Source organism: Paenibacillus sp. FSL R7-0189, from assembly GCF_037969925.1.
GTDB classification, from domain to species: domain Bacteria; phylum Bacillota; class Bacilli; order Paenibacillales; family Paenibacillaceae; genus Paenibacillus_AQ; species Paenibacillus_AQ odorifer.
Window position 1 is genome coordinate 6,628,713 of the sequence record NZ_CP150223.1, and the last position, 22,428, is coordinate 6,651,140.

At 44.1% G+C, this 22,428-nt stretch carries 22 protein-coding genes; 6 read left to right on the plus strand and 16 right to left on the minus strand.

All coding sequences use genetic code 11. The annotated features are described in order from the left end of the window. Positions 1–267 precede the first annotated feature (267 nt). Positions 268–2,235 carry a beta-L-arabinofuranosidase domain-containing protein gene (locus MKY63_RS29310; RefSeq protein ID WP_235219537.1) on the minus strand — a complete coding sequence of 656 codons (1,968 nt, stop codon included), beginning with the start codon at positions 2,233–2,235 and terminating at the stop codon, positions 268–270. Between the two features lie 162 nt (positions 2,236–2,397). Here MKY63_RS29310 and MKY63_RS29315 point away from each other — a divergent pair, with 162 nt between their 5' ends. From MKY63_RS29315 to MKY63_RS29335, 5 genes are all read left to right on the plus strand, one after another. Further along, positions 2,398–3,264 (plus strand): AraC family transcriptional regulator, encoded by an 867-nt coding sequence (locus tag MKY63_RS29315; RefSeq protein WP_036685980.1) that lies wholly within the window; start codon positions 2,398–2,400, stop codon positions 3,262–3,264. A gap of 2,038 nt (positions 3,265–5,302) precedes the next feature. Further along, positions 5,303–5,905 (plus strand): YitT family protein, encoded by a 603-nt coding sequence (locus MKY63_RS29320; protein WP_038570150.1) that lies wholly within the window; start codon positions 5,303–5,305, stop codon positions 5,903–5,905. A gap of 81 nt (positions 5,906–5,986) precedes the next feature. After that, positions 5,987–7,249, plus strand: a complete 1,263-nt coding sequence (locus MKY63_RS29325; RefSeq protein ID WP_036685972.1) for a DNA polymerase IV — start codon at positions 5,987–5,989, stop codon at positions 7,247–7,249. A gap of 157 nt (positions 7,250–7,406) precedes the next feature. Continuing rightward, positions 7,407–8,171: a threonine/serine exporter family protein gene (locus tag MKY63_RS29330; protein ID WP_051491428.1), complete on the plus strand. Its 765-nt coding sequence runs from the start codon at positions 7,407–7,409 to the stop codon at positions 8,169–8,171. 28 nt (positions 8,172–8,199) lie between these two features. Beyond that, the gene (locus MKY63_RS29335) at positions 8,200–8,628 is read left to right on the plus strand and encodes a threonine/serine exporter family protein (protein WP_036685970.1); all 429 of its coding nucleotides are present in this window, start codon (positions 8,200–8,202) and stop codon (positions 8,626–8,628) included. A gap of 110 nt (positions 8,629–8,738) precedes the next feature. Here the strand turns inward: MKY63_RS29335 and MKY63_RS29340 are convergent, their stop codons facing one another. The 4 genes from MKY63_RS29340 to MKY63_RS29355 all read right to left on the minus strand — a co-directional run bounded on the left by MKY63_RS29340 (position 8,739) and on the right by MKY63_RS29355 (position 13,167). Next, positions 8,739–9,623 carry a DegV family protein gene (locus MKY63_RS29340; RefSeq protein ID WP_076274934.1) on the minus strand — a complete coding sequence of 295 codons (885 nt, stop codon included), beginning with the start codon at positions 9,621–9,623 and terminating at the stop codon, positions 8,739–8,741. 534 nt (positions 9,624–10,157) lie between these two features. Continuing rightward, the gene (locus MKY63_RS29345; RefSeq protein ID WP_038570144.1) at positions 10,158–10,619 is read right to left on the minus strand and encodes a DIP1984 family protein; all 462 of its coding nucleotides are present in this window, start codon (positions 10,617–10,619) and stop codon (positions 10,158–10,160) included. Beyond that, the gene (locus MKY63_RS29350; RefSeq protein WP_249267734.1) at positions 10,616–11,146 is read right to left on the minus strand and encodes a GNAT family N-acetyltransferase; all 531 of its coding nucleotides are present in this window, start codon (positions 11,144–11,146) and stop codon (positions 10,616–10,618) included. Before MKY63_RS29350 ends, MKY63_RS29345 begins: the two co-directional genes overlap by 4 nt. Positions 11,147–11,148: 2 nt before the next feature. Beyond that, positions 11,149–13,167 (minus strand): Na+/H+ antiporter, encoded by a 2,019-nt coding sequence (locus tag MKY63_RS29355; protein ID WP_339810794.1) that lies wholly within the window; start codon positions 13,165–13,167, stop codon positions 11,149–11,151. Positions 13,168–13,416: 249 nt separating this feature from the next. Here MKY63_RS29355 and MKY63_RS29360 point away from each other — a divergent pair, with 249 nt between their 5' ends. Then, complete coding sequence (locus MKY63_RS29360; protein WP_036685965.1) at positions 13,417–14,178, plus strand: MBL fold metallo-hydrolase; 762 nt, start codon at positions 13,417–13,419, stop codon at positions 14,176–14,178. A 77-nt stretch (positions 14,179–14,255) separates the two neighbouring features. Here MKY63_RS29360 and MKY63_RS29365 read toward each other — a convergent pair whose 3' ends face one another. From MKY63_RS29365 to MKY63_RS29415, 11 genes are all read right to left on the minus strand, one after another. After that, positions 14,256–14,891, minus strand: a complete 636-nt coding sequence (locus tag MKY63_RS29365; RefSeq protein ID WP_036685963.1) for an NAD(P)-dependent oxidoreductase — start codon at positions 14,889–14,891, stop codon at positions 14,256–14,258. Positions 14,892–14,909: 18 nt separating this feature from the next. Then, a complete protein-coding gene (locus MKY63_RS29370; RefSeq protein WP_036686534.1) occupies positions 14,910–15,788 on the minus strand; it encodes a beta-1,6-N-acetylglucosaminyltransferase in 879 nt (292 codons plus the stop codon). A gap of 82 nt (positions 15,789–15,870) precedes the next feature. Beyond that, the gene (locus MKY63_RS29375; protein ID WP_036685961.1) at positions 15,871–16,737 is read right to left on the minus strand and encodes a VOC family protein; all 867 of its coding nucleotides are present in this window, start codon (positions 16,735–16,737) and stop codon (positions 15,871–15,873) included. A 154-nt stretch (positions 16,738–16,891) separates the two neighbouring features. Then, on the minus strand, positions 16,892–17,404 hold the full coding sequence (locus MKY63_RS29380; protein ID WP_036685959.1) for an N-acetyltransferase: 513 nt from the start codon (positions 17,402–17,404) through the stop codon (positions 16,892–16,894). Further along, on the minus strand, positions 17,394–17,738 hold the full coding sequence (locus MKY63_RS29385) for a protein tyrosine phosphatase (protein WP_076100670.1): 345 nt from the start codon (positions 17,736–17,738) through the stop codon (positions 17,394–17,396). The genes MKY63_RS29380 and MKY63_RS29385 overlap by 11 nt, the downstream gene beginning before the upstream one ends. A gap of 36 nt (positions 17,739–17,774) precedes the next feature. Next, positions 17,775–18,326 carry a GNAT family N-acetyltransferase gene (locus MKY63_RS29390; protein WP_036685956.1) on the minus strand — a complete coding sequence of 184 codons (552 nt, stop codon included), beginning with the start codon at positions 18,324–18,326 and terminating at the stop codon, positions 17,775–17,777. Further along, positions 18,323–19,063 (minus strand): peptidase E, encoded by a 741-nt coding sequence (locus MKY63_RS29395; RefSeq protein WP_076141733.1) that lies wholly within the window; start codon positions 19,061–19,063, stop codon positions 18,323–18,325. The genes MKY63_RS29390 and MKY63_RS29395 overlap by 4 nt, the downstream gene beginning before the upstream one ends. A gap of 23 nt (positions 19,064–19,086) precedes the next feature. Then, entirely contained in the window at positions 19,087–19,689 is a 603-nt protein-coding gene (locus tag MKY63_RS29400; protein WP_051491425.1) for a GNAT family protein, read from the minus strand. Between the two features lie 81 nt (positions 19,690–19,770). Then, the gene (locus MKY63_RS29405) at positions 19,771–20,505 is read right to left on the minus strand and encodes a metallophosphoesterase family protein (RefSeq protein ID WP_076105504.1); all 735 of its coding nucleotides are present in this window, start codon (positions 20,503–20,505) and stop codon (positions 19,771–19,773) included. Between the two features lie 802 nt (positions 20,506–21,307). Further along, the gene (locus MKY63_RS29410; protein ID WP_076272864.1) at positions 21,308–21,832 is read right to left on the minus strand and encodes a hypothetical protein; all 525 of its coding nucleotides are present in this window, start codon (positions 21,830–21,832) and stop codon (positions 21,308–21,310) included. 171 nt (positions 21,833–22,003) lie between these two features. Next, positions 22,004–22,426: an Rrf2 family transcriptional regulator gene (locus tag MKY63_RS29415; protein ID WP_076100677.1), complete on the minus strand. Its 423-nt coding sequence runs from the start codon at positions 22,424–22,426 to the stop codon at positions 22,004–22,006. Positions 22,427–22,428: the final 2 nt, after the last annotated feature.

The window sequence follows — 22,428 nt, forward strand, 5'->3', positions numbered from 1 at the left end:
CGTTGCTTAGAACGCACATGTTCATTTTCAATGCCCGAAACCAACAAACAAAAGGGACAAGTATAACCCTCTGGAGCATGATTATAAATATAGCCCGCCTCCACTTTTATAGGATTTAAGAATATTTCTATGTTTCTTCTAATTTCGCCATTTCGCGTGTGTTCTCCTTTTTGCAAAAAGAAAAGGACAGACTGTAAATTACAGCTGTCCCCCTTGGAAAATACTGATAAAACACAGTCATTCCCGAGATCTATGTCTACCGATAACTTAAACGCTGGCTTCCGGAATCCATACCTTCATTTCACCACTGCCACGATTTCCCCATAAGTAATACGGAACTGCCTTAACCTTAACAGTTTGAACTGGTGCTTTTACTCTACTGTAAAGTCCACCACTCCAGCCCTCTTTATCTACACGCAGCCCCTCTGCCTCGACAACAACAGCGCCGCCGAGCAATGTCTCATCAAAAGCCGCAGTAAGTTCACTGCCTTCTTTTAAAGAAATTGAGCTTAAAGGCTCACCATTATCTATACTTTCAAGGCAATACACAAGAGGTCCACGCTGAATCGTTACTTTTTGAGCATCTGCACGCAAATTCGGATGTGCGTAGATACGATGTGCCTCCATAGGGTCATGCACTTCGATTACATCTCCTGCTCTCCACAGTCTCCGGATAACGAGGTATCCCTGCTCGATGTTCTCAGCAGTATTCATTGTTTCACCGTTGACTCTGATCTCCATACCTTGGCTCCAAGATGGAATCCGCAAGGCAATCCCAAACTCTGCTTCCGCTGCAGGATTAATCTTCAACGAGACTGTACCTTCCCATGGATAGTTACTCTCTTGCTGAATTGCAACATCTGTTCCACCCAGCTTTGTTGTCAGCTCACTGCCAATATACAAATTCGTATAGAGCGTATCACCATGGATCGTATAGATATATTGATTAAGCGAAGTCAGCAGACGCGCCACATTCGGAGGACAGCAAGCGCAGCCAAACCAGCCTTGACGCTCGGACTTCACATGATGTTTATCTGGGTTGCAGCTACATGCCTTAGGCCATACTTCCAGTGGATTTACATAAAAATAGTGCTTACCATCCTGTGCCATCGAACCCAACACATTGTTATAAAGCGCCCGCTCCATGACATCGGCATAACGTGCATCCGGCGATATTCTCAGCATCCGTTGTGCAAAAAAGATCAACCCAATAGATGCACAAGTCTCTGCGTACACCGAATCGTTAGGCAGATCATAATCGAAGGTGAAAGCCTCACCCCGATGCGTAGATCCGATCCCGCCAGTAATGTACATTTGCTTAGTAGTGATGTTATTCCACAGTCTCTCGCATGCTTCGCGAAGGGTATCATCTCCCGTAAGTGCGGCTAGATCAGCCATAGCAGTATACATATAAACCGCACGCACAGCGTGTCCTACAGCCACTTCCTGTTCTCTTACCGGAAGATGACTTTGGTAATATTTTAAATCTAAATTCTCCTTCTGACCTGTGAAAAAATTGATACTCCCCAGATTATCCCATTGTTGCTTTAAGAAATTCGGCTGTTGACCTCGCTCATTAATAAAAAAGCTGCTGAGCTTCAAATACCGCTCCTCACCTGTGAGCCGATACAACTTAACGAGCGCAAGCTCAATCTCCTGATGACCATCAAATCCCCGCATTTTTCCTTCTTCCGGACCAAACACAGAATCGATATGATCAACCATTCGGCACATGATGTCGAGCAGTTTTCTTTTGCCTGTAGCTTCATAGTAAGAAACGGCGGCTTCAATGAAATGCCCAGCACAGTACAGCTCGTGGCAATCGTTCAGATTAGTCCAGCGTTTGCCGGGTTCTTTTATCGTAAAATAAGTATTTAAGTACCCGTCTTCCTGCTGCGCTTCTCCAACGAGGTCAATCACTTCATCCGCTTGACGCTCCAGCTCGGGATCACGTTTGATGCTTAAGGAATAACCTACGGCCTCCAGCCACTTGGCTACATCACTGTCTTGAAAAACCCAGCCGTAAAATTCGCCGCTCTTCCGGCCCGCAGCAATCTCAAAGTTAGCAATGGCATGACTGGGCTCAGCTCCCGCTGCTTTGTCGTGCAATGCCTCATATTGATACGGGATTACAACATCCTGTACCAGCTTTATATAACTTCCCCAGAAATCATCTTTAATGCTAACGGATTGATCTTTTACAACTTGCTGATCCTGGATCGTTTTATTCATCATCATCTTCCCCTTAGCCTTATTTTATACTCGCTAATTACAATTATAGAGCGTACAATAGATAAAAACTATAATCAGAAGCAACCCCTTTTTTGTACTATTTCACACTCCTATTTCCAAGGACAATTTGAGCTCGGACTACGATAAAAAGAGAGGTAGAACACAGTGAGTCCTTCCTATGTACATTTCGCAGCGCCGCCTTTTCCATATTTTCTGGAATGCAATCACACTGTTTATCAACCCGGAGAGCAGCATCCAAATAGAAGCCATATCGGCTTATTTGATCTGATTATTGTAGAGCAAGGTTGCCTATTTATCGGTGAAGAGCATAATCAATGGGAGGTTGCGGCTGGGCATACGCTGCTTCTGCTGCCTGACCGCTATCATTATTCCGTTAAGTCTTGCGAGGAGCTGACTTCGTTTATTTGGATTCATTTTCATACCCTCGCAGATTGGTCAAGCTCTGAAGGCGAGCCTGTGTATATCAACCGAGAGACACATTTCCGGCAGTTTCTTACTCATCCATATACCATTCGCATCCCGCAGTTTGGTCCCCTTCCTGATCCCTTTAAACGGAGTGGACAAGCTGAGAAGCTTTTACAGCTGTCCACTGGAAGACGTTCCAGTGCAGTTTGGGAGCAGCAAAGGATTTTTGAAGAAATGCTGCGGATGATGGATCTAGCGCAGCATGATACTTCAGAAAGTCATGCGGTAGAGATTGCCGAGAAGACAGAGACTTATATCCGCAATCATTATGCGGAGCCTCTCTCCAATGCCTCTCTGGCGGATGCGCTGCATTTTCATTATAACTACCTTGCCCGCTGCATGAAACGCGTATATGGACTGACTCCGATGGAGTATTTAACGGATTACCGTTTGGAACAGGCCAAGCTGCTTCTGCTTAAGACAGAGATGCCTATAGCTGCGATCGCAGAACGTATCGGTTTCGAGAGCACCGCCTACTTCTCTCGTCGCTTTACTCAGCAGATCGGAATCTCTCCGCTTCGCTTCCGCAAGCGGTATTCCCGATAACAGCAAAAACAGCACGTCTCATAATGGAGGCGTGCTGTTTTCGTTGTTAATGCGATGCTGTAGCTTTCTTGTGGGAGGCTGGCTTTCTTCTGTGCTGCTGGCTTACGTGATCAGCTTTGGATTAATTGGACGCGAGATGCTCCTCTAGCTCGGAGAAACTTAGGTAACTATTGTGATGGAGCAGTACTCCGATTGGCACATTTATTGTGTACCCGTGATCCGTCCTAAATCCTTCTGCTGCTCTTACTTCTTACTTCTTGCTTCTTGCTTCTTGCTTCTTGCTTCTTGCTTCTTGCAATAATTTTACCAGTTTACCTTCCTAGGCGTGGCGCACTCATACTTACCATAGGTCAACGCTGATTATGCGGCTCGACCCTCCAAAGCTTATCAGCAAGTAACTCACCGTATAGCCATCACACTACTCTCTGTATCCCCCGGAGACGCGTCTGCTTAATCATCCATTCATAGCACTCCCCGTTGCGGACCGGATTGCACCTATTTGTGATTTTCCGTCCATTTTGCGGAAGTTTCGGACTGTATAGCTCTTATTGCCCATAATTTGCCCGCAATTGGACCACATTTGTAGGAATAGCTGCAACTGAGTCCGATAGTGTGACAAAACGAGCGGAATCATGGAAATAAGGGCAACTGAGTCCGAACAGTTGCTAAAAAGAACACTGCCTGCCTCATTTGATCCTAAACGTGCTACCCATTGTTTAAACTAGCTGTCTAGGGCTCAACCTATCTACACTGTGCGGAATTAGCTACCTATAGCTCGACCTATCTATACCGTGTGCGGAATTAGCTACCTATGGCTTAATCTAGCTACTCCGTGCGCAGAATTTGTTACCTGTTGCACAACCTAGCTGTCTACATCTCGAAATCAGCTACCTTTTGCTCGATCTTGATCCTATCGGACCCTATTGCACCTATTTGTGATTTTCGGCCCATTTTGCGGCAGTTTCGGACTGTATAGTTCTTATTGCCCTTGATTTGCGCAGAGAAGGAGCGCATTTGAGCGAATAGCTGCAACCGAGTCCGATAGTGTGACAAAATGAGCGGAATCATGGAAATAAGAGCAACTGAGTCCGAACAGTTGCTGAAAAGAACGCCGCCTGCCAAATTTGCTCCTAAACGTGCTGCCCAGTGCTTAAACTAGCTGTCTAGGGCTCAACCTATCTACACCGTGCGGAATTAGCTACCTATAGCTCAACCTATCTACTCCGTGCGGAATTAGCTACCTATGGCTCAACCTATCTACACCGTGCGGAATTAGTTACCTATGGCTTAACCTATCTACACTGTGCGGAAATAGCTACCGGTTACTCAACCTATCTACTCCGTGCGGAATTAGATACCTATGGCTTAACCTATCTACTCCGTGCGCAGAATTTGTTACCTGTTGCATAACCTAGCTGTCTACGTCTCGAAATCAGCTACCTTTTGCTCGATCTTGATCGTATCGGACCCTATTGCACCTATTTGTGATTTTCCGTCCATTTTGCGGCAGTTTCGGACTGTATAGCTCTTATTGCTCATAATTTGCTCGCAATCGGACCACATTTGCGGGAATAGCTGCAACTGGGTCCGTTAGCTCGAAAAAATGCCTTGTATCTGCCTAATAGAGGCTCCTGGGTCCGCATGGAGGCTGGGCGGTGAGTTACTCTAATGTCTGTTTAGCTAACGGACCGCACTGCACCTATTTGTGGGTGGGATCTCGCATAATGTATTGGTGAGAGTAACTTAACGTCTGTTGAGCTTAACGGAACACACTGCACCTATTTGTGATTTTCCACCTATTATGCGGAAGTTTCGGACTGCATAACTCTTATTGCCCATAATTTGCCCGCAATTGAACCATATTTGAGAGAATAGCTGCAACTGGGTCCGTTAGCTCGAAAAAATGCCTTGAATCTACCTAATAGGGTCTCCTGGGTCCGCATGATTAGGCCCGAAATCAGTTTTTTTGCTTCACTGCAATTTTTTGGAAGTGACAAGCATATTTATAAGACATGCCTTTAATGTGGAGATGTTAAATATGCAGTCATTATTAAGATACGCGATCATCCTGATCGGAAGCTTGCTCATTGCAGCAGCAACTAATTTTTTTCTTGTCCCATATAAAATCCTAGATGGGGGAATAATAGGAATAGCCCTCATCATCAATTATTTATCCGATGCCAAAATCGGTATAGCTGTCCTTCTCTGCAGCTTTCCGATTTTCCTGTTAGCCTGGCTGAAGGAACGCGATATCTTTTTCAATAGTGTATTAGGTTTATTGACCTCATCGTTTCTGATTGAGCTTCTCGGTCCTTTGCAGTACCACTTTCTGTATTATTTTGAGTTCGGCTCCATTTCCAGCGCCATTATTGGCGGTTTTTTAATGGGAACGGGTCTTGGGCTTATGCTGCGGTTCAAAGCCAGTACAGGCGGAACGGATCTGCTTGCTCAATATATCAAAAGGTATCTCCCGCTTAATCTTGGACTCATCATTTTTTTGACAGATTTCATAATTATCGGCGCGGGGGGACTCCTGATTTCCAAAGAAACCTTCTTCCACTCCATCCTCACGATTATCGCTGGGGGTGTGGCCACAGGTCTCTGCACCTTGGAGACTGAAGAGAAATGGAAAAAAATATGAATATACACGATCATATGTTCGTATTATAATAATAAGAAAATCATCTACCGTATCTCTACCTCACCTGGAGAGTGTGAATCTATGAATAAAGAGCGTGTTATTTTGTTATCCGATTGTCAGAGCTTTTACGCCTCCGTGGAGAAGGCCTCTAATCCGCAATATAGCAACAAACCGCTTATTGTCGCCGGAGATCCGGCTAGACGAAGCGGGATTGTGCTTGCCGCTTGTCCGTTAGCCAAATCTTTTGGCATTACTACCGCCGAGACCTTGAAGGAAGCACTCGCGAAATGCCCCGAAGTAATCGTCGTCAGACCGCATATGCAGCAATATATCGATGTTTCCTCCCAAATCACGGACATTCTACGCAAATTCAGTGACCTCGTAGAACCTTATTCCATCGATGAGCAGTTTATTGATATCACCGGCAGCCTCAGCTTATTCGGAAGCCCAAGACAGATCGCTGCGACCATTCAGGACTTAATCCGCAGAAATACAGGTGTGCGCGCACGTATCGGTATAGGTTATTCCAAGGTTACCGCCAAAATGGCTTGCGACCTGTGGGCCAAGAAGAACCCGGAAGGTCTATTTACTCTCACTCAGGAAGAGCTTCCAGATGTACTTTGGCCGCTGCCCATTAGTGAGTTGTTTATGGTAGGCCGCCGCATGTCCGCGCACTTCCAAAGCATGGGCCTCACAACGATAGGCCATTTGGCACAGATGCCGCTAAGCGAGCTGAAATGGCGCATGCGGGAGAAATTCCATAAAAAATGCGATATCGATGCCGAGCTGTATTGGCGAATTGCCAATGGCATCGACGATAGCCCTGTAAGTCCCGCTACCTATGAAGTAGCACCCAAGAGCGTCGGGCACCAAATGACACTGCCACGGGATTACTATACACTGCAAGAGATCAAGACCATCATTCTGGAGCTCTCAGAGCTGGTGTGCAGGCGCAGCCGCAAACTAAAGGTGCATGGTGCAGTCGTGTCTGTTGGCTGCCAAGGCGCCAGCTTTGATGACCCCAGCGGCTTCTCGAGGCAGACTACGATGAGCGATCCTACGAATGCAACCCAGCTGGTATACGAGGCCGCCCTCGCTCTTTTCAAACAGCATTGGGAAGGTCAGCCTGTGCGCCGAATTCATCTAAGCCTGTCCAATCTGTCTGACGAAAGCCAATATCAGCTAACCTTATTTGAGTCGCGCCCCCGCTACCGCGAGCTCGAACGGGCCACTGATGCGCTGAAGAATAAATACGGAGAATCGATCATTGGACGCGCCGCATCGTTCACAGATGCCGGACAACTTAAGGACAGATCCGGAAAAATTGGCGGGCACTATAAATAAACAGTGCATCTTTATACATTTTATTTCTTAAACTATATTAAAATATATCCCATATCGTTTATAATGCTATATTGAGGTTGTTATTTTCACACAATGAAGCGACAATCATAAGTATATACACATAGATATGTAACATTCCAGGGGAGGACCGGAGAAGTTGGAAAGCACGAGCAACACTAACACTACCTATTATGAAATCGTTGATCTCTGTCTTCTTGCTGGCAAGATCATGCTGCAAAACGGTGCAGAAACCTACAGAGTAGAAGATACAATGACACGTATGGCTGCTTCTCTCGGTTTTCCAGGGGCACACAGTTATGTGACGCCAACCGTTATTATGTTCACCACAAATAGAACGGAACCCGTTAAGTTATATCGGATTGCCGAGCGAACCACAGATCTGCAGAAAGTCTCGGAGGTTAATGATATCTCGCGGCGTCTGAACGAGCGTCAGATTACAGCCGAGGAAGCTCGGACACGATTAGGAGAGGTCGATGATGCCGCACATGCGTATCCGGTATGGCTGCAAATCATAGCTGCGGCACTTACCGGCGCTTGCTTCACCGTTATGTTTAAAGGCAGCTTGTGGGATGCTCTCCCCGCATTGCCGATTTCCGGGTTAGGTTATGCTGCGGTTATCTACCTGCATCGTCTTGTGCAGACTAGATTTTTTGCAGAGTTCTCTGCTTCCTTCCTGATCGGACTTCTAGCCTTCTATTCTGTAAAGCTGGGTATAGGTCAAGAAATGGACAAAATCATCATCGGCTCCGTGATGCCTCTAGTACCCGGTCTACTCATTACAAATGCCGTTCGTGATCTGATGGCCGGTCATCTGGTCTCAGGCATATCCAAAGGAGCCGATGCCTTTCTAACTGCTTTTGCAATCGGTACAGGCATTGGGCTTGTACTATCACTATTTTAATTCTCCATGTGAAAGAGGTTAGCCCTTCATGATTTTGCAACTTATAACCAGTTTTATCGCCGCGGCAACCTTCTGTATTTTATTTAATGCGCCTAAGCGCGCTCTACTGCAGTGTGGTTTTGCTGGAATGGTAGGCTGGATGGTGTATGTGATCCTTGATGTAGAGTGTGGGCCTGTTGTTGCTACGTTTGCAGCTACTGTAGTTGTGGGCATCGTCAGCCAGTTGTTTGCCCGATCCTTCAAAATGCCGGTTATTATTTTTAGTGTAGGCGGTATTATCCCACTTGTTCCGGGTGGCCTTGCTTACGATGCTATGCGCAGATTTGTGGAAGAGAACTATAATCTGGCTGTAGAAATCGCTGTTCGGGCATTAATGCTCTCTGGCGCAATTGCGGCTGGACTGGTACTGAGTGAAGTTATCGGACAAATGTTCCGCCGTCGTGCAAGCAAAGCCTAACCTTCTTACAACGTCATCTCATAGATTCAAAAAAAAAGAAATCGTCTCTTGGTATAATGAGGATCATCCAACCCTCTTCCAAGAAGCGATTTCTTTGTTTACTGTCCTATCTACACAAGTACTGCTACAGGTTCAACCTCCGAATAAATACTATTGATCCTGTTATTTTTAATCCAAGAAAGTCCTACGGTACCTTCACCCGCATGAACAGCCACGGCAGGAATGTATGTCATAATCTCCGTACGTAAATCAGGCGCCATTTCTTTGATGTCTTCTTCTAACTTCAGCGCCATTTCTAAATTATTGGAATGCATGATGCACACATCGCTAACAAGTCCAGCATCCTGTTTAAAGATATCTAACAGCGCCTGCTTCGTCTTCTTCATCGTACGGATTTTTTCCACAACAATGACCTTACCCTCGTCAAAACGCAGCAGCAAATTTATCCGCAATAATTGACTAAGCACTACTTGTGTACCAGAAACACGCCCACTACGGTGAAGCTGGGACAAGCTTGCAGGAATTAAGTAGAAGGACATATTTTGAATGATATTCTCTATCTTTTCTTTAATCTCTAGGCCAGTAAAGCCCATCTTGTGCCAATGAATACCTCGCGTGATCATTTCCCGAATCGGATAAGCGCCAACCTTAGAATCAATTCCAATGACATTAGCTTCCGCTATTTCAGCACCTTGCATGGAAGCATTGTATGTTCCGCTAAGCCCTGTCGAAAGATGCACAGCAATAATCTCATCATATTCTTCCTTCAACCGTTCGTATAACTCGATAAACTCACCGATTGGCGGCTGTGAGCTGCCTACTTGATCATGCTGACGCATTTTCTCATAGAACTCATCGATCGTAATATCTATATTTTCTTTATAACACTCGTTGTTAATAATCAGACGTAAAGGAACAATATACACATGGTTGTTCTTGGCGAACTCAGGATCGATTGTACATGTACTGTCGGTTACCCAGGCAATTGATTTCATGGTCACTTGTCACTTCTCTCTTTCATGAAAGGAATAGTAGAATGTTTGAAGAGACAAGGGCCACTAAACCTTCTCGGCCAATGAATCACTCTCTCATCCTGTACAATCAACATACGAATAGACCAGCGGTTTAGGAAGTCCTCGTGCGTATTCGTAAATTATACAAGATAACGAGCGATAAGATAGGCAAAACAGGACGATAATGCAAATTTTATTCATCTTTTTTCAACTTTATTCGACATTATTTCACATTATGTATGACGAATATACCTATCCTAATAGAGCCACTTCATGTTATGTAAAAGCCTAACCACAGCAAAAATATCCCCGTCCCCGCCCTCACCGTTCTTGCATAAATCAGCGCTTGGTAGTTACATTAATAGGTACTCTTTACAGTTGTTACAGTACGGGGCTAAGTTATGATTTGGTCAGATTTGGCCCGGCATCTGTCAATTTGTCCAACTTTCCCTGTTGGCGGGTTGCGCTCGCCTTTATGAAGATCAGTTACCTTCTGCTGTGATAAAGCTTAGCTTATTACGGTGTAAGTAAGTCTACCGTCCAGTTTTTCTCCTGAATTTTAAAATCCAACTCCCGATAAGACTTAGACAGCTCATCAATCTGCTTCTGAATCTGGGCGACATCCACCGTTCTCTGGAAACGAACCTCAGAGCGGCTGTACCGATCCTGAGTGATCGATGCTTGCTCAAGCAAATCGCTAAAAAGCTTCCGCAGCTGAAGCATTTTATCCCGTTCGGCTAGGGCATCAGCAATACTCCACTTCTCATTGAAGGCCACAGATGAATTCGTTCGATTAATTGCTCGAATCAAAATCGTCTGCTCGTTAACAGCTATTTCCAGCTCACGCAAAAGAGCCTCCGGCTGTTCTGCCGGTTCTTCCCCTTCCTGCACCTTAACGACCCGATCGAGCCGCTGCTTTAGCTGCGCGATTTTACGAGTAAGATCACTTCGGTTCACTAATGCTTCCGCAAGTTTCATATTTGAGTTCCCCCTAAGATTTTCTGATAGCTGGCGATATCCAGTCTTCGACCAAATTTACAGCCAATCTCCTTGAAGTAGGCGCATTGTTCATATCCATTCTTTGAGAAAAGCTGGCGACTGCGTTCATTCTCTGCGCAAACGGTAGCTACTAACACATGGAAATCCAGTTCGGCAGCTCTCTCTTCAATAAAGCGTAAGGCATGCTGTCCTATTCTTTTACCCACACAAGCCGGTTTCAAATACACACTAATCTCCCCAGAGCTATCATAAGCCGGCTTATTTTTATGTCTAGCAATCAGAACATAGCCCTGAATAACATTGTCCCAGGATAATATAACGTATGATTTGAACCGCGGATCATCATTCATCACTGATTGCCGCATTTCGTCCAAACTTAAAGGCTCGGTATGAAAAGAAACCGTAGTGTTCAGCACGTAATAGTTATAAATATCGAGTACATCCGACAGATGCTCTTCGCGAATTTCAGTGAATAACAAACTTTCTCCCATTACTTTGTTCAACACAGCTAATCCTCCCAAATGGATGTTTCCAAATGATCGACGAACTTGCGTAATTTACCGGCTAGCTTGCGGTTAATGGTTCCATCCTGGTACATTTGCTGGACCTTATCCCGTTGCTCCTGAATAGCTTTCAGTTTCAATTCCAGCTTTTGATCATCAACAAGACCATCTTTAGTCCAGCCTTGTCCCTGCTGGAGGCGTGAGATCAGCTTCTCGTAACTGTCTGCGACCTTCTCAGCTGCTTTACGGTTGTTCTCATTCTTACTTGCATTAATAGCAGCAATCGCTGCATGGGACATAGAGATCTTAGCTTTTCTGGCACACTCAGCCTGTTGCAGCATCAGTTGACTAGCTTCCCCTTCATTCTGGCCAGAGAACATCCCCGCAAACAGCCGTCTAATCTCTGTAATGGAGATTCTGATCTGAGAGTTTAGACTTCTGGCTAGAAAGACTTCACTATGATCCAAGAATTCTTCCATCTTCAGCGCCACTGAGGCAGGAATCTCATTGTTGGCCAGCAATTGGCTCAGCTCTTTGCGTTCGGCATGCAGACCCACAATCCTTGCTTCAACCCCAAGTCGGCGGAAGTTCTCCAATGCGGGGTCATTCGCCTGATCTTCGCGGTTAAGACTATAAACTTTTTCTTTAAACTCACTCAAAGCTGGCAATGCAGATTCCTTGCTCTCTTCTGTCATCATACTTTGAAGCAAGGTTATCCCGGCGGCAACAACCTTAGATTTGGCCGCCTGCTCAACCTCAGTATCATCCGGTTCAGCAACCGGCTCTTCTTTACCTGCGAGAATTGGTAAAAAGATACTAGCGATCAGCAGTGACATCAGAATCACACCCGCAGCGATAAAGATAATTAGATCACGTTCAGGAAAAGGTGAGCCATCCCCTAACACAAAAGGAATCGAGAAGGCACCGGCTAAAGTAACCGCGCCTCGCACTCCTGAAATTGTCAGGATTAGCATAGACTTAATAGACGACTTTTCCATTTTTTGCAGGCCGGCGCCAGCCAGGGAGAACACATACACCCATATAAAACGCAGCACAAAAAGCAGCAACGTTATCGCTAATACATAACCAATCACCATAAGATTGTCCACAGCTGTATCCCGGTAGATCACTTCAATAACATCTGGAATCGACAACCCGAGAATAAGGAAGACCAAGCCATTCAAGATGTAGAGCAGCACAGACCATGTGCTGGCGGACACCAGCTGTAGCTTATACTGTGGCGAAACTGCACGGTCCTTCTCGACAGCATGAATTATGCCTGCTGCAACCACAGCTAAAATACCGGATACCCCTATTTCTTCACTAATCAGATACACAATGAAAGGAGTCAGGATTTGCAGCAGCACATGCACTGTGATGTCCTCCATCCCCAGTCTGCGAATAAATACGCTGAACCGAATCAGGAGGAACGCGAGTATTGCTCCGACAATTAGTCCACCTAGAGCAATAATCACAAAGCTAATGGAGGCTTTCGGCAAAGAAAATATGCCTGTAACAGCTGCTGCAATAGCGAAGTTAAACGCAACAAGACCAGAGGCATCATTCATCAATGATTCACCCTCTAGAATACGATGAATACTCTTGGGAAGATGTACTCTCCCAGCGATTGCGCTTACCGCCACAGCATCTGTCGGCGATAAGATCGCTGCCAGCGCAAAAGCAGCTGCGAGTGGAATGGTGGGGATCATCCAGTTAATGGAATATCCAGCGATAAGCACTGTAGCAAATACCAAGCCTAGTGCCAGCATTAAGATTGGAGCCCGCAGGTTCCATAACTCATTTCTTGGTGTTCGCTTTCCGTCATTGAACAAAAGCGGCGCAATAAATAACACGAAAAACAACTCTGGCTCCAGTGACATATGTATTCCCAAAGGCAGTAGTACGACCACTACACCCAAGCCAATTTGTATTAAGGGTATCGGCACGAAGGGAATGAATCGGTTTATGATGTTGGATATTGCGATAAGCCCAAGTAGGACGAGTACAACAAGAAATGTCTCCAAACCACATCAACTCCCTTTTTTTATTTGATTATTATATCGCAAAGCTTTAGGCAAGGGCAAAATCTAGCAAAAGATTCTCAATAATAAAATCCCCTACAAATTCCACAAAAATTCCATCAGATATATATTGACATAAATATTTATTTGTGTTATAATAAAATATTTACCTATTGTGTTCGTTTCTAGTTTTGAGTAATATATGCATTAGCCTCACGGCGTCGCTCTTATTATCAATCACGGAGGGATATTATGTACATTGCTCAAGGAATAGAAATGCTCGAGATTACAGCGCAGGTTATGGGTGGAAAAGACACGATTTACCCCACGCTACTCTGGGATGGACATGCCGCCGTACTCGTCGATACCGGATTCCCGGGTCTACTCTCTAATTTCAAAGAGGCTCTAAAAGAAGCGGATGTGCCTTGGCAGAAGCTCCGCACCCTTATTATCACGCATCAGGATTTAGACCATATTGGTTGCCTCCCTGCCCTATTGGCTGAAGAAGATCTAGAGCTTACTGTTCTGGCTCATGAAATTGAGCAGCCCTATATTCAAGGAGAGCGAATGCTCCTTAAGCACACTCCCGAAGCATTAGCGGTGGCAGCGGCTATGATCCCAGCTCATGTACCTGAGGAGTGGCGGCGTGCCTTCCTCTCTGTATTAGCCCATCCTCCTAAAGGAAAAGTGGATCAAACACTTGTGGATGGAGAAAAGTTACCTTTTGCCGGTGGAATTACGGTGATCCATACCCCAGGCCATAGCCCTGGGCATCTCAGTCTTTACCATCATGATAGCCGTACACTTATTGCTGCCGATGCCTTGACCGTTCAGAATGGCGAGCTACAGGGTCCCACTCCTTCCGCCACACCTGACATGGAGCTGGCTTTGTCCTCTCTGACCAAGTTCTCTGAGTATGAGATCGATACGGTCATTTGTTATCACGGCGGACGCTACCGCGGAGATGCAAACAGACGTATTGCTGAACTAGCAGAAGGAAAAGGAAAGCTGTAATTGTACAAAAGAAGACAGAGCCTGAAATCCGGCTCTGTCTTCTTTTTTCATATATGATCGCTATTCTTAATTATCACTTAAGACTCTGAACCCACCGTAAACCGTTCACGAATATGCTGCGGCTGTTCGATTTCATCAACAATAGCAACGGCATAGTCTTCGTAGCTGACATAACTCTCACCTTTGGAGTTCACCAGAAGATTATCCTTACCTTTTACATAAGAGCCCGTTCTTGTGCCAATGGCAAAATTAGCAGATGGACTAACAAAGGTCCAAGAGAGTGAATCTGTTCCTTGTAGTATCTCCAAATTCTTAGCTTGATTCGTCGCTGTTGGCTTAATAAAGTCAGGAAAGTCATTCGTATCCGCTACTTTAAGCGTTTTGGCTTCATCTACATAAAGACTTCCTGCACCGCCAACTACAATCAATCTTGTATCGGGTGAAGCCTTCAAAGCTTCAATAAGCACATTCCCGGCATCCACATGCAGATGTTCTTGTCCAAACGGCGCACCAAAAGCATTCACAACCACGTCGAACCCCTGCAAATCTTCAGTGGTAAGCGCAAATACATCCTTTTCGATGACATTCGCTTTCCTATTTGTTACTTTAGATGCATCCCGTACAATCGCTGTAACTTCATGACCTCTATCCAACGCTTCCTGCGTAATTCGACTTCCAGCTTTTCCACTTGCTCCAACAACTGCGATTTTCATATGATTGTCCTCCTGAGTTTACGATGTTTTCGCTTTAGTATTTATATCAAGAAGCTCCTGAACGATGGTTCTATCGATATCGAGATCAAATTTTCTCCCCCAAAAGCATTCCGTGCCCCGTTGAGTGATCCGATCATAGTCTTCTATCGTTAGTGTTCTAGGATAATCCGGTCCTGTTTCCCAATCTGTATACCGCTTAATTTCATTCAGTACATGCATCTTATAAACGCTATTCAAAATTATCGTATGGAAAAAGATTTCATCTCCACATAAAGTGTTCCTAAAAAATCTGACGTATTCCGGAGAGCTTTTTGTAAAATCCAAGATGTATTCCATACATTCACCTGTAATTGACATCCAGTTCGAGCCTTTATATAAACCTTTCGGCAAAGCACCTAATTTTCTTTGCAGAAACGGAACGCTCATAATTAGTTTAATGTACCTCATTCTGATCGCTGTCATACGCCGGGTCCTTGAGATGAGGAACCTAGGATAATAAACTGAGACCCGCTCGTAACATCCCCAAGTTTCCGCTGCATTAGGCAGCTGCAAATACTTCACAAATTCCTTACCCTCATTCATCTTAAAGAAATCTAGAATCACTTCATTTGAAGCTAGAGGCAGATCCTGACCGCTTAAGATGTGAATATAATTGAAATCCCCATGTTCTTTGATCAGCGAAAAGCACTTCAAAATGCATTCAATCTGGCTGTAATGCCCCCACTGCACATCAATAGGCTTTTCCACAAAATGAATATCGTTACGATGAATAATATCAGCCTCAATATTACTTTTCTGATCGACATGCAGGAAAAACTCTACGGACTCGTTAGTTAAACTATCGATTAGCATATTGATCTGCTCCGGATTTTTATGACAGAGAATTATATACGCCATTTTGAATGCTTCCAACAAACTTCACCCTTCCGCCCACCTATTTCCAATATTATAAAATAAATGGACGAAAATGGATATAGATTTATCTTTCTAAAACAAGTCTGATTCCAATGTTCCATGGATCTTGGAATGTAGGATTTCCATTCACTTCTGTAACTGCGTAACCAGCCTGCCGAACTCGCTCCACCACAGCGTTACGTTCCTCTTCATTCGCAAGAATTAAGGTAAAATAATCAATCCCTACAGTATCAGCTGGAGCCGCAGGTGCGCCCTGTCCGGCCCAAACATTCAGCCCGATATGGTGATGATAGCCACCAGCAGAGATAAACATAGCAGCACTTCCATAATTGGCTGTTAGTTCAAAACCAAGCAAATCGACGTAGAAGGCTTTCGCCTTATTTAAATTCCCCACATGAAAGTGTACATGCCCTATCACTGTTCCTGCTGGCAGCCCGTTCCATGATAAACCTTCAGAAGCTGCCAGTAGTCCATCTACATCCACTGGATCAGTGGACATCATTACATGCCCTTCCGCATCATATTTCCATTCACTCTTAGGTCGATCTCGATAAATTTCAATCCCATTATTGTCTGGGTCCTGAATATACAGTGCTTCACTGACCAGATGATCGCCCTGCCCCACCTCAATCCCCGAAGAGATCAAATTACGCACAACCAATCCAAGGCTGGGACGATCTGGAACAAGGATAGCAAAATGATACAACCCAGCCACAGAATTAGGACGGATCACCCGCGCATTTTCAATCTCCCGCAAAATCAATAACACATTCTGACCGTCAGCGGTCATTTCAACTTCGCGGCCAGTCTGCCGTAAAACGCTTAATCCCACAACATTCTGATAAAAGGTGAGCGAACGCTCCAAATTGCTTACTCTAATCTGCACCAGACCGATCTGAGTGTCTGGTTGAAGTATTGTTTTAGTCTTCATTATAAATTCCTCCTAATCGCGCTGTAACTGTTATAGTTACAAATTAACTATCTTTAGTATAGTTACCTTCTATATGTTTGTCAATTACCTATAAAAAAATCATGTCGACTGGTTCACAGCCAAACATGATTCACAAGAACATATAAGAAGTAATTCAAAAAAAGGTTTCCGGGTATTTCAACTCTCCCTTAATCCTCTGCAATACGCCTTCCTTCAGCTCACAGACCATAAAGACTCTCTCCGGTACCTCAAACTGCTTCAACTCGAGCCCATGTGGCCCTGCGGGTTGAAATCCGAATCTTGGGTAATATTCGGGATGCCCGATCAAAAAAACAAGCTCATATCCAAGCGTTCTACATCTTTCTAACCCTTCTTGGATCAGCGCCTTGCCGATTCCTTGCTTCTGAACGTTCGGCAGAACAGCTAATGGGGCTAACGCAATCACATCAGATAACTTCTCCCCATCTTGAACTACAGCCTTACTTAACAGTAGATGTCCTACAATCTCATTATCCTTTTCCGCTACAATCGAGAGCTCCGGGATAAACCCCTGCGAATTTCTAATGTTTTCGACCAACCGCGCTTCATCTTCCCGATCACCAAAAGCCTTAACATTCACTTGAAATACTCCATTATAGTCTGCCACAGTTTCTGTTCTAATTCTCATTTTTGTTGCTCCATTCCAGAAAATATTCGGATACACTGGATTCCAGAAGGCCGATCAAATCTTCATCCATATACTTATAGTCATCAGCTATGTTCAGGCAAATTATTTTTTTGCCAATTACACAACCTCTAAATTTATCTTGAATTCTTCGAACATGTTTCTTCTCCATCACAAAAATCACATCCGCCCAACCCAAATGCCCTTCAGAAATTTTGATTCTGGCATGATCTTCAGTCCCTGCAGATCTCACTTCATGACCATCAATTCCTTGAAAGATCTTCTCCGCAGTTAGACTCCGCCAGCGATTCTGGCTGCAGACAAACAGTAGTTTAATAAGTGCACCTTCCTTATCCGATTGTTAAAAAGATATTTATTGTCTCGCCTGCTTCGTGTATTCAATCAACCAACAATCTCTTAGCTCTCCTTCATGTTGCTCGTGCTGTTCAAGGTATTTCTTCTTCACAAAGCCAATCTTCTCATATACTCTAAGGGCTCTCTTATTCCAGGCTTGCGGGTCCATGACAATTTTGTCCGCTTGTTTTATTTCGATAAGATACTTAACCGTTTCTTTAATGAGCCGTGAACCAATTCCTTGATTCCATAAAACAGGCTCGCCAATGAACTGGTCCATCCCAAAGATTTGACCTTTGAATCCCACGTAGCCGTACACTTCTAATTCTTCATCATCTATAAGATAGAACTGGAGATAACCTATATCCCGCTCCTTGTATTGCACTATACACCGCGTGACTTCTGCTTGCTCGTCGTAAAAATGCTCCCTCACCAGCTCCAAATCATGCGGGCGATCACGGCCTTCATAGAACTCCAGTACAACGGGATCTGAGAGCCATTTCACAAGTAATGCGGCATCGTTTAACTCAAGTGTTCTCAGTCTGATCTCTTGCTTTTCAAAAATAATCATAACGCGCCATACAGTTCATAAAGAGGTCTGTAGTTTGGATGTTCTTCTATTTCCGTTACGACAACACCTTGCTCGGAGTCAATCACACGGTAGGCTTTAGCTACTTCTCTGGTCGACATCACTTTATATTCATTATCTTTATAGATGATTGCACAATTGTTATCCACCGCGATTCCCGGCAGACCTCCACCTTTAACCATGCGTGTAAAATCTTCAACCCGAATATCCTCATTATAATGCGGACAATGAATGCCCGGCAGAATCCCCATGGCTGCAAGCTTGATATACTGCCATTCCCCCTGGTCGTCGAACGCTTCAGAGTCACTATGCCCATATTCAAACCAACAGATGGAACCTGCGCTAAGCCCGGCCAATACGGTTCCAGAGGAATAAGCTTCTTTCAAAAGCGTATCTACCCCTGTATTTTTCCAAATCTCCAGCATCTTTCGGGTATTGCCTCCACCAACATAAATCAAATCAGCAGCTGTAATTAAATCTGTAATCTCATCCTGAGTGTAGGTTTGGCTCACAAGCAATAAGTGACTTGTTTCACATCCGAGAATATCGCCATATACTTTGCTAAAAGTATCACAATACCCCGGCGCATCACTACTGGCTGTTGGAATAAATAACGCCTTCGGCTTAGCCTTTTGAGTTAGCTGCACAACTTCACGATCAATTTCCAGCGTTTCAAGCTCGATTAACTCTCCCCCGCCAATAACTACGATAGTGCCCATGTTTTCCCCTTCTTTCACCAGGATTACATCCTATTGCTTACTCTTGGCTTACCGATGCTTGCAAAATATTCCTCTGCCAAAATGCTGTAAATCTCCAGATCCACCAGCCCTTTACCTGACCATACATGCGCCTGCCTTAACGTGCCTTCTTTCGTAAAGCCATTTTTCAAAAGCACCCGCTTCGATCGTTCATTAAAGGGCATAACCTCAGCTTGAATTCGATTGACTTCTGCAGTCTCAAATAAATATTTCACCACTAACTGAATGGCCTGAGCTGCAATCCCTTTGCCCCAATAAGGTTCCGCCAAAAAGTAACCGATCGTCACCATATCCACCTTTTGATTAAAATCCATAACTTCGATGATACCTAGCAGTATGTAAGGGTTATTTTTGAGGAAAATCCCCCATTTCACTCTCACCCCTTTGGTAAAATCACGTTCGAAATGGCCGATCATATTCTTGACTGTATCTTTATTATGTTTCGGAATAATCCCACAGTACTCAAACACTTGATCATTGCTATATATCCCAAATACCTCATTAAGGTTGCTGACTTCAATCTTTTTCAGTAATAATTGCTCGGATTCCAAAGTAGGGAATTGCTCAAATACGTGACTAAGCTTCAATTTGTTCCCTCCATTACTTTTTGATGGCTTGGATTAAGGTTGCAGTTTGATTTTTTGTTTCCTTTATTATCCTTTCCTTTATTATCCCCGGACACTTCCCCTGTACTGCGCGGTTCTAAGCTCACGAATATAAGGCTCAGCAGCTGGCATATCTGCCTCAACGGCCTGTTGAACGGCTAACTCGATGTCATAAGGCACTCTTACAAATTGCATATTTAAAGGAGCTGCTGACCCTCCCATGTATTCTCCCTCCATAATCACATAAGATGCCTGGGTTAAATCAAGCGGATTCCCCACACTGCCTACATTAAATAAAGTCTTGCCTTCTAGATGTTGAATAAAAGCATTATGAATATCCCCGTAACCTACGATATCCGCTTGTCGTTTCTCCTGGCAGAGATCAGAATAATCAAACAAAGATAATCGCTTTTCATAATCATCCCAAGGTTGAACACGTTCATACAGGCTTCGTGGCGAAGCATGAAATAATCGCACAAATTTACCACTTATCATAAACTCAATCGAAAACGTCAACGTGCTTAAATAATCAAGACGTTCTTGACCTAATAACCCGCGGCACCACCGAGCCATCTCAAAATCAACATCCTGATTCATTAAATCATCCCAGTTCCCCATAACACTGATTTCACAATTCTTTTTTATGATATCAACGGCTAGATCTGAGTTCGGTCCTTTTCCAACAATATCGCCTAAACAAAAGACTCTGCTGATTCCCCGTTGCTGGATGTCATCTAAAACGGCCGTAAGGGCCGGTATATTTCCATGAATGTCTGAGATTATTGCAATTTGCTCCACTGTAGAACCTCCGTATATATTGATCTTTAAAAAAGTTACTTATCCTAATTCTAATTGTACTGCATCAGCGACTGTGGCTCATTTATAGGGCTTTTTTGCTTCTCATTTTGCTACTTTGGATGATTTCAGCCAAATCTGAGGCATTTATACCGTACATTCCACCATTCCAGCCACTTCAGCCCATTTCAACGGCATTTATACCGTACATTTCATCATTTCAGCCACTTCAGCCCATTTCTACGGCATTTATACCGTACATTTAATCATTCCAGCCACTTCAGCCCATTTCTACGGCATTTATACCGTACATTTCACCATTTCATCCACTTCAGCCCATTTCAACGGCATTTATACCGTACATTCCACCATTCCAGCCACTTCAGCACATTTCAACGGCATTTATACCGTACATTTAATCATTCCAGCCACTTCAGCCCATTTCAACGGCATTTATACCGTACATTCCACCATTCCAGCCACTTCCGCACATTTCAACGGCATTTATACCGTACATTTCACCATTTCAGCTACTTCAGCCCATTTCAACGGCATTTATACCGTACATTTCACCATTCCAGCCACTTCAGCCCATTTCAACGGCATTTATACCGTACATTCCACCATTCCAGCCACTTCAGCACATTTCAACGGCATTTATACCGTACATTCCACCATTCCAGCCACTTCTGCACATTTCAACGGCATTTATACCGTACATTTCACCATTTCAGCTACTACAGCCCATTACAAAGGCATTTATACCGTACATTTCACCATTCCAGCTATCTTGTTCTAGTCCCACTTAATCTTTTGTAAACTTTATGGATTGTAAAATATCCTCTATCCTCTTCATGTCTTCTTTATGTACTTCATCCACACTGTAAGGGAACTGCACCATAAATGACATTTCCGGTTCCTCAATAACGTAATAGATAGCTTTCCCTTTACTCCCTTCCTCTTCGAATACTTCAGTTTCGTACTTTATGGACTCTAACCCGCCTAAACTAGCTTTACTTTTTGTCAGCTCCGCCCCGTTGTTGTAATTCGTTTGGGCATCCCCGAGCCATTTGTTGACAAGCTCCATATCCTTAGGCTTAAATCCAAAGAGCATTACTCCTGGACCTTTAAGTCCCTCAGCAGGTTTATAATCAGTCGTAGAGACTATCAACCATAATGGCGCTCCATACTTCTCAGTTACAACCCAATGATCCGGATAGTTAAAGGTGATTCCAAAATTCGCATCCTCGTATTTAGTGGTATCCCTTGATTCATTACATCCGGTAATCATTACTATAATTAGTAGTATAGGCAGTAATTTCTTTAACATTCTTTAGCTCTCCCTCAATGTATGTATATTATCTTTAATCCGGCTTCTAAATACAGATTCTATATTCCCTCTTACTTCCCTTCTTTGTCCATAAACCTAATTAAGCAAAAAAAGACCAGAATCACGTTTTCACATGTTCTGGCCTTCCTTCTAAGCTATGATATGGAGTAATCATAATTCAGGCATTTCATTCACAATCTGCTCCAATGTAACCTCCTGGAGAACATTCTCCATTGCTTTTTGGGCGAGCGAGAACACAGGTACAATTGCACTGGCTATATTCTTGCCAACAGGACAATCGGGATTAGGATGCTCATGGACAGAAAACAACGAGTCCTCTTCCACCGCATTAACTGCTTTATAAATCTGCAGCAGCGTAATCTCGGATGCGCTACGTGTAAGCGAAGCACCTGCGACTCCGGGGCGGGCATTTACTAATCCTGCTTTTTGCAGCATACTCGTAAGCCGACGGATAACTACAGGGTTTGTGTTTACGCTACCAGCTATCCACTCCGAAGTGCTTTTGCCTTCTTTATTGCTGTCAATCAACGTTAATATATGAATGGCTACCGCAAATCGGGTGCTAATATTCATAG

Excerpts from the sequence above, each read along its gene's own strand:
- MKY63_RS29395 (WP_076141733.1), bottom strand. The coding sequence starts at position 19,063 with ATGGGCACTATCGTAGTTATTGGCGGGGGAGAGTTAATCGAGCTTGAA.
- MKY63_RS29335 (WP_036685970.1), top strand. The coding sequence starts at position 8,200 with ATGATTTTGCAACTTATAACCAGTTTTATCGCCGCGGCAACCTTCTGT.
- MKY63_RS29375 (WP_036685961.1), bottom strand. The coding sequence starts at position 16,737 with ATGAAGACTAAAACAATACTTCAACCAGACACTCAGATCGGTCTGGTG.
- MKY63_RS29325 (WP_036685972.1), top strand. The coding sequence starts at position 5,987 with ATGAATAAAGAGCGTGTTATTTTGTTATCCGATTGTCAGAGCTTTTAC.
- MKY63_RS29320 (WP_038570150.1), top strand. The coding sequence starts at position 5,303 with ATGCAGTCATTATTAAGATACGCGATCATCCTGATCGGAAGCTTGCTC.
- MKY63_RS29340 (WP_076274934.1), bottom strand. The coding sequence starts at position 9,623 with ATGAAATCAATTGCCTGGGTAACCGACAGTACATGTACAATCGATCCT.
- MKY63_RS29380 (WP_036685959.1), bottom strand. The coding sequence starts at position 17,404 with ATGAGAATTAGAACAGAAACTGTGGCAGACTATAATGGAGTATTTCAA.
- MKY63_RS29370 (WP_036686534.1), bottom strand. The coding sequence starts at position 15,788 with ATGGCGTATATAATTCTCTGTCATAAAAATCCGGAGCAGATCAATATG.
- MKY63_RS29415 (WP_076100677.1), bottom strand. The coding sequence starts at position 22,426 with ATGAATATTAGCACCCGATTTGCGGTAGCCATTCATATATTAACGTTG.
- MKY63_RS29310 (WP_235219537.1), bottom strand. The coding sequence starts at position 2,235 with ATGATGAATAAAACGATCCAGGATCAGCAAGTTGTAAAAGATCAATCC.
- MKY63_RS29410 (WP_076272864.1), bottom strand. The coding sequence starts at position 21,832 with ATGTTAAAGAAATTACTGCCTATACTACTAATTATAGTAATGATTACC.
- MKY63_RS29345 (WP_038570144.1), bottom strand. The coding sequence starts at position 10,619 with ATGAAACTTGCGGAAGCATTAGTGAACCGAAGTGATCTTACTCGTAAA.
- MKY63_RS29365 (WP_036685963.1), bottom strand. The coding sequence starts at position 14,891 with ATGAAAATCGCAGTTGTTGGAGCAAGTGGAAAAGCTGGAAGTCGAATT.
- MKY63_RS29390 (WP_036685956.1), bottom strand. The coding sequence starts at position 18,326 with ATGATTATTTTTGAAAAGCAAGAGATCAGACTGAGAACACTTGAGTTA.
- MKY63_RS29360 (WP_036685965.1), top strand. The coding sequence starts at position 13,417 with ATGTACATTGCTCAAGGAATAGAAATGCTCGAGATTACAGCGCAGGTT.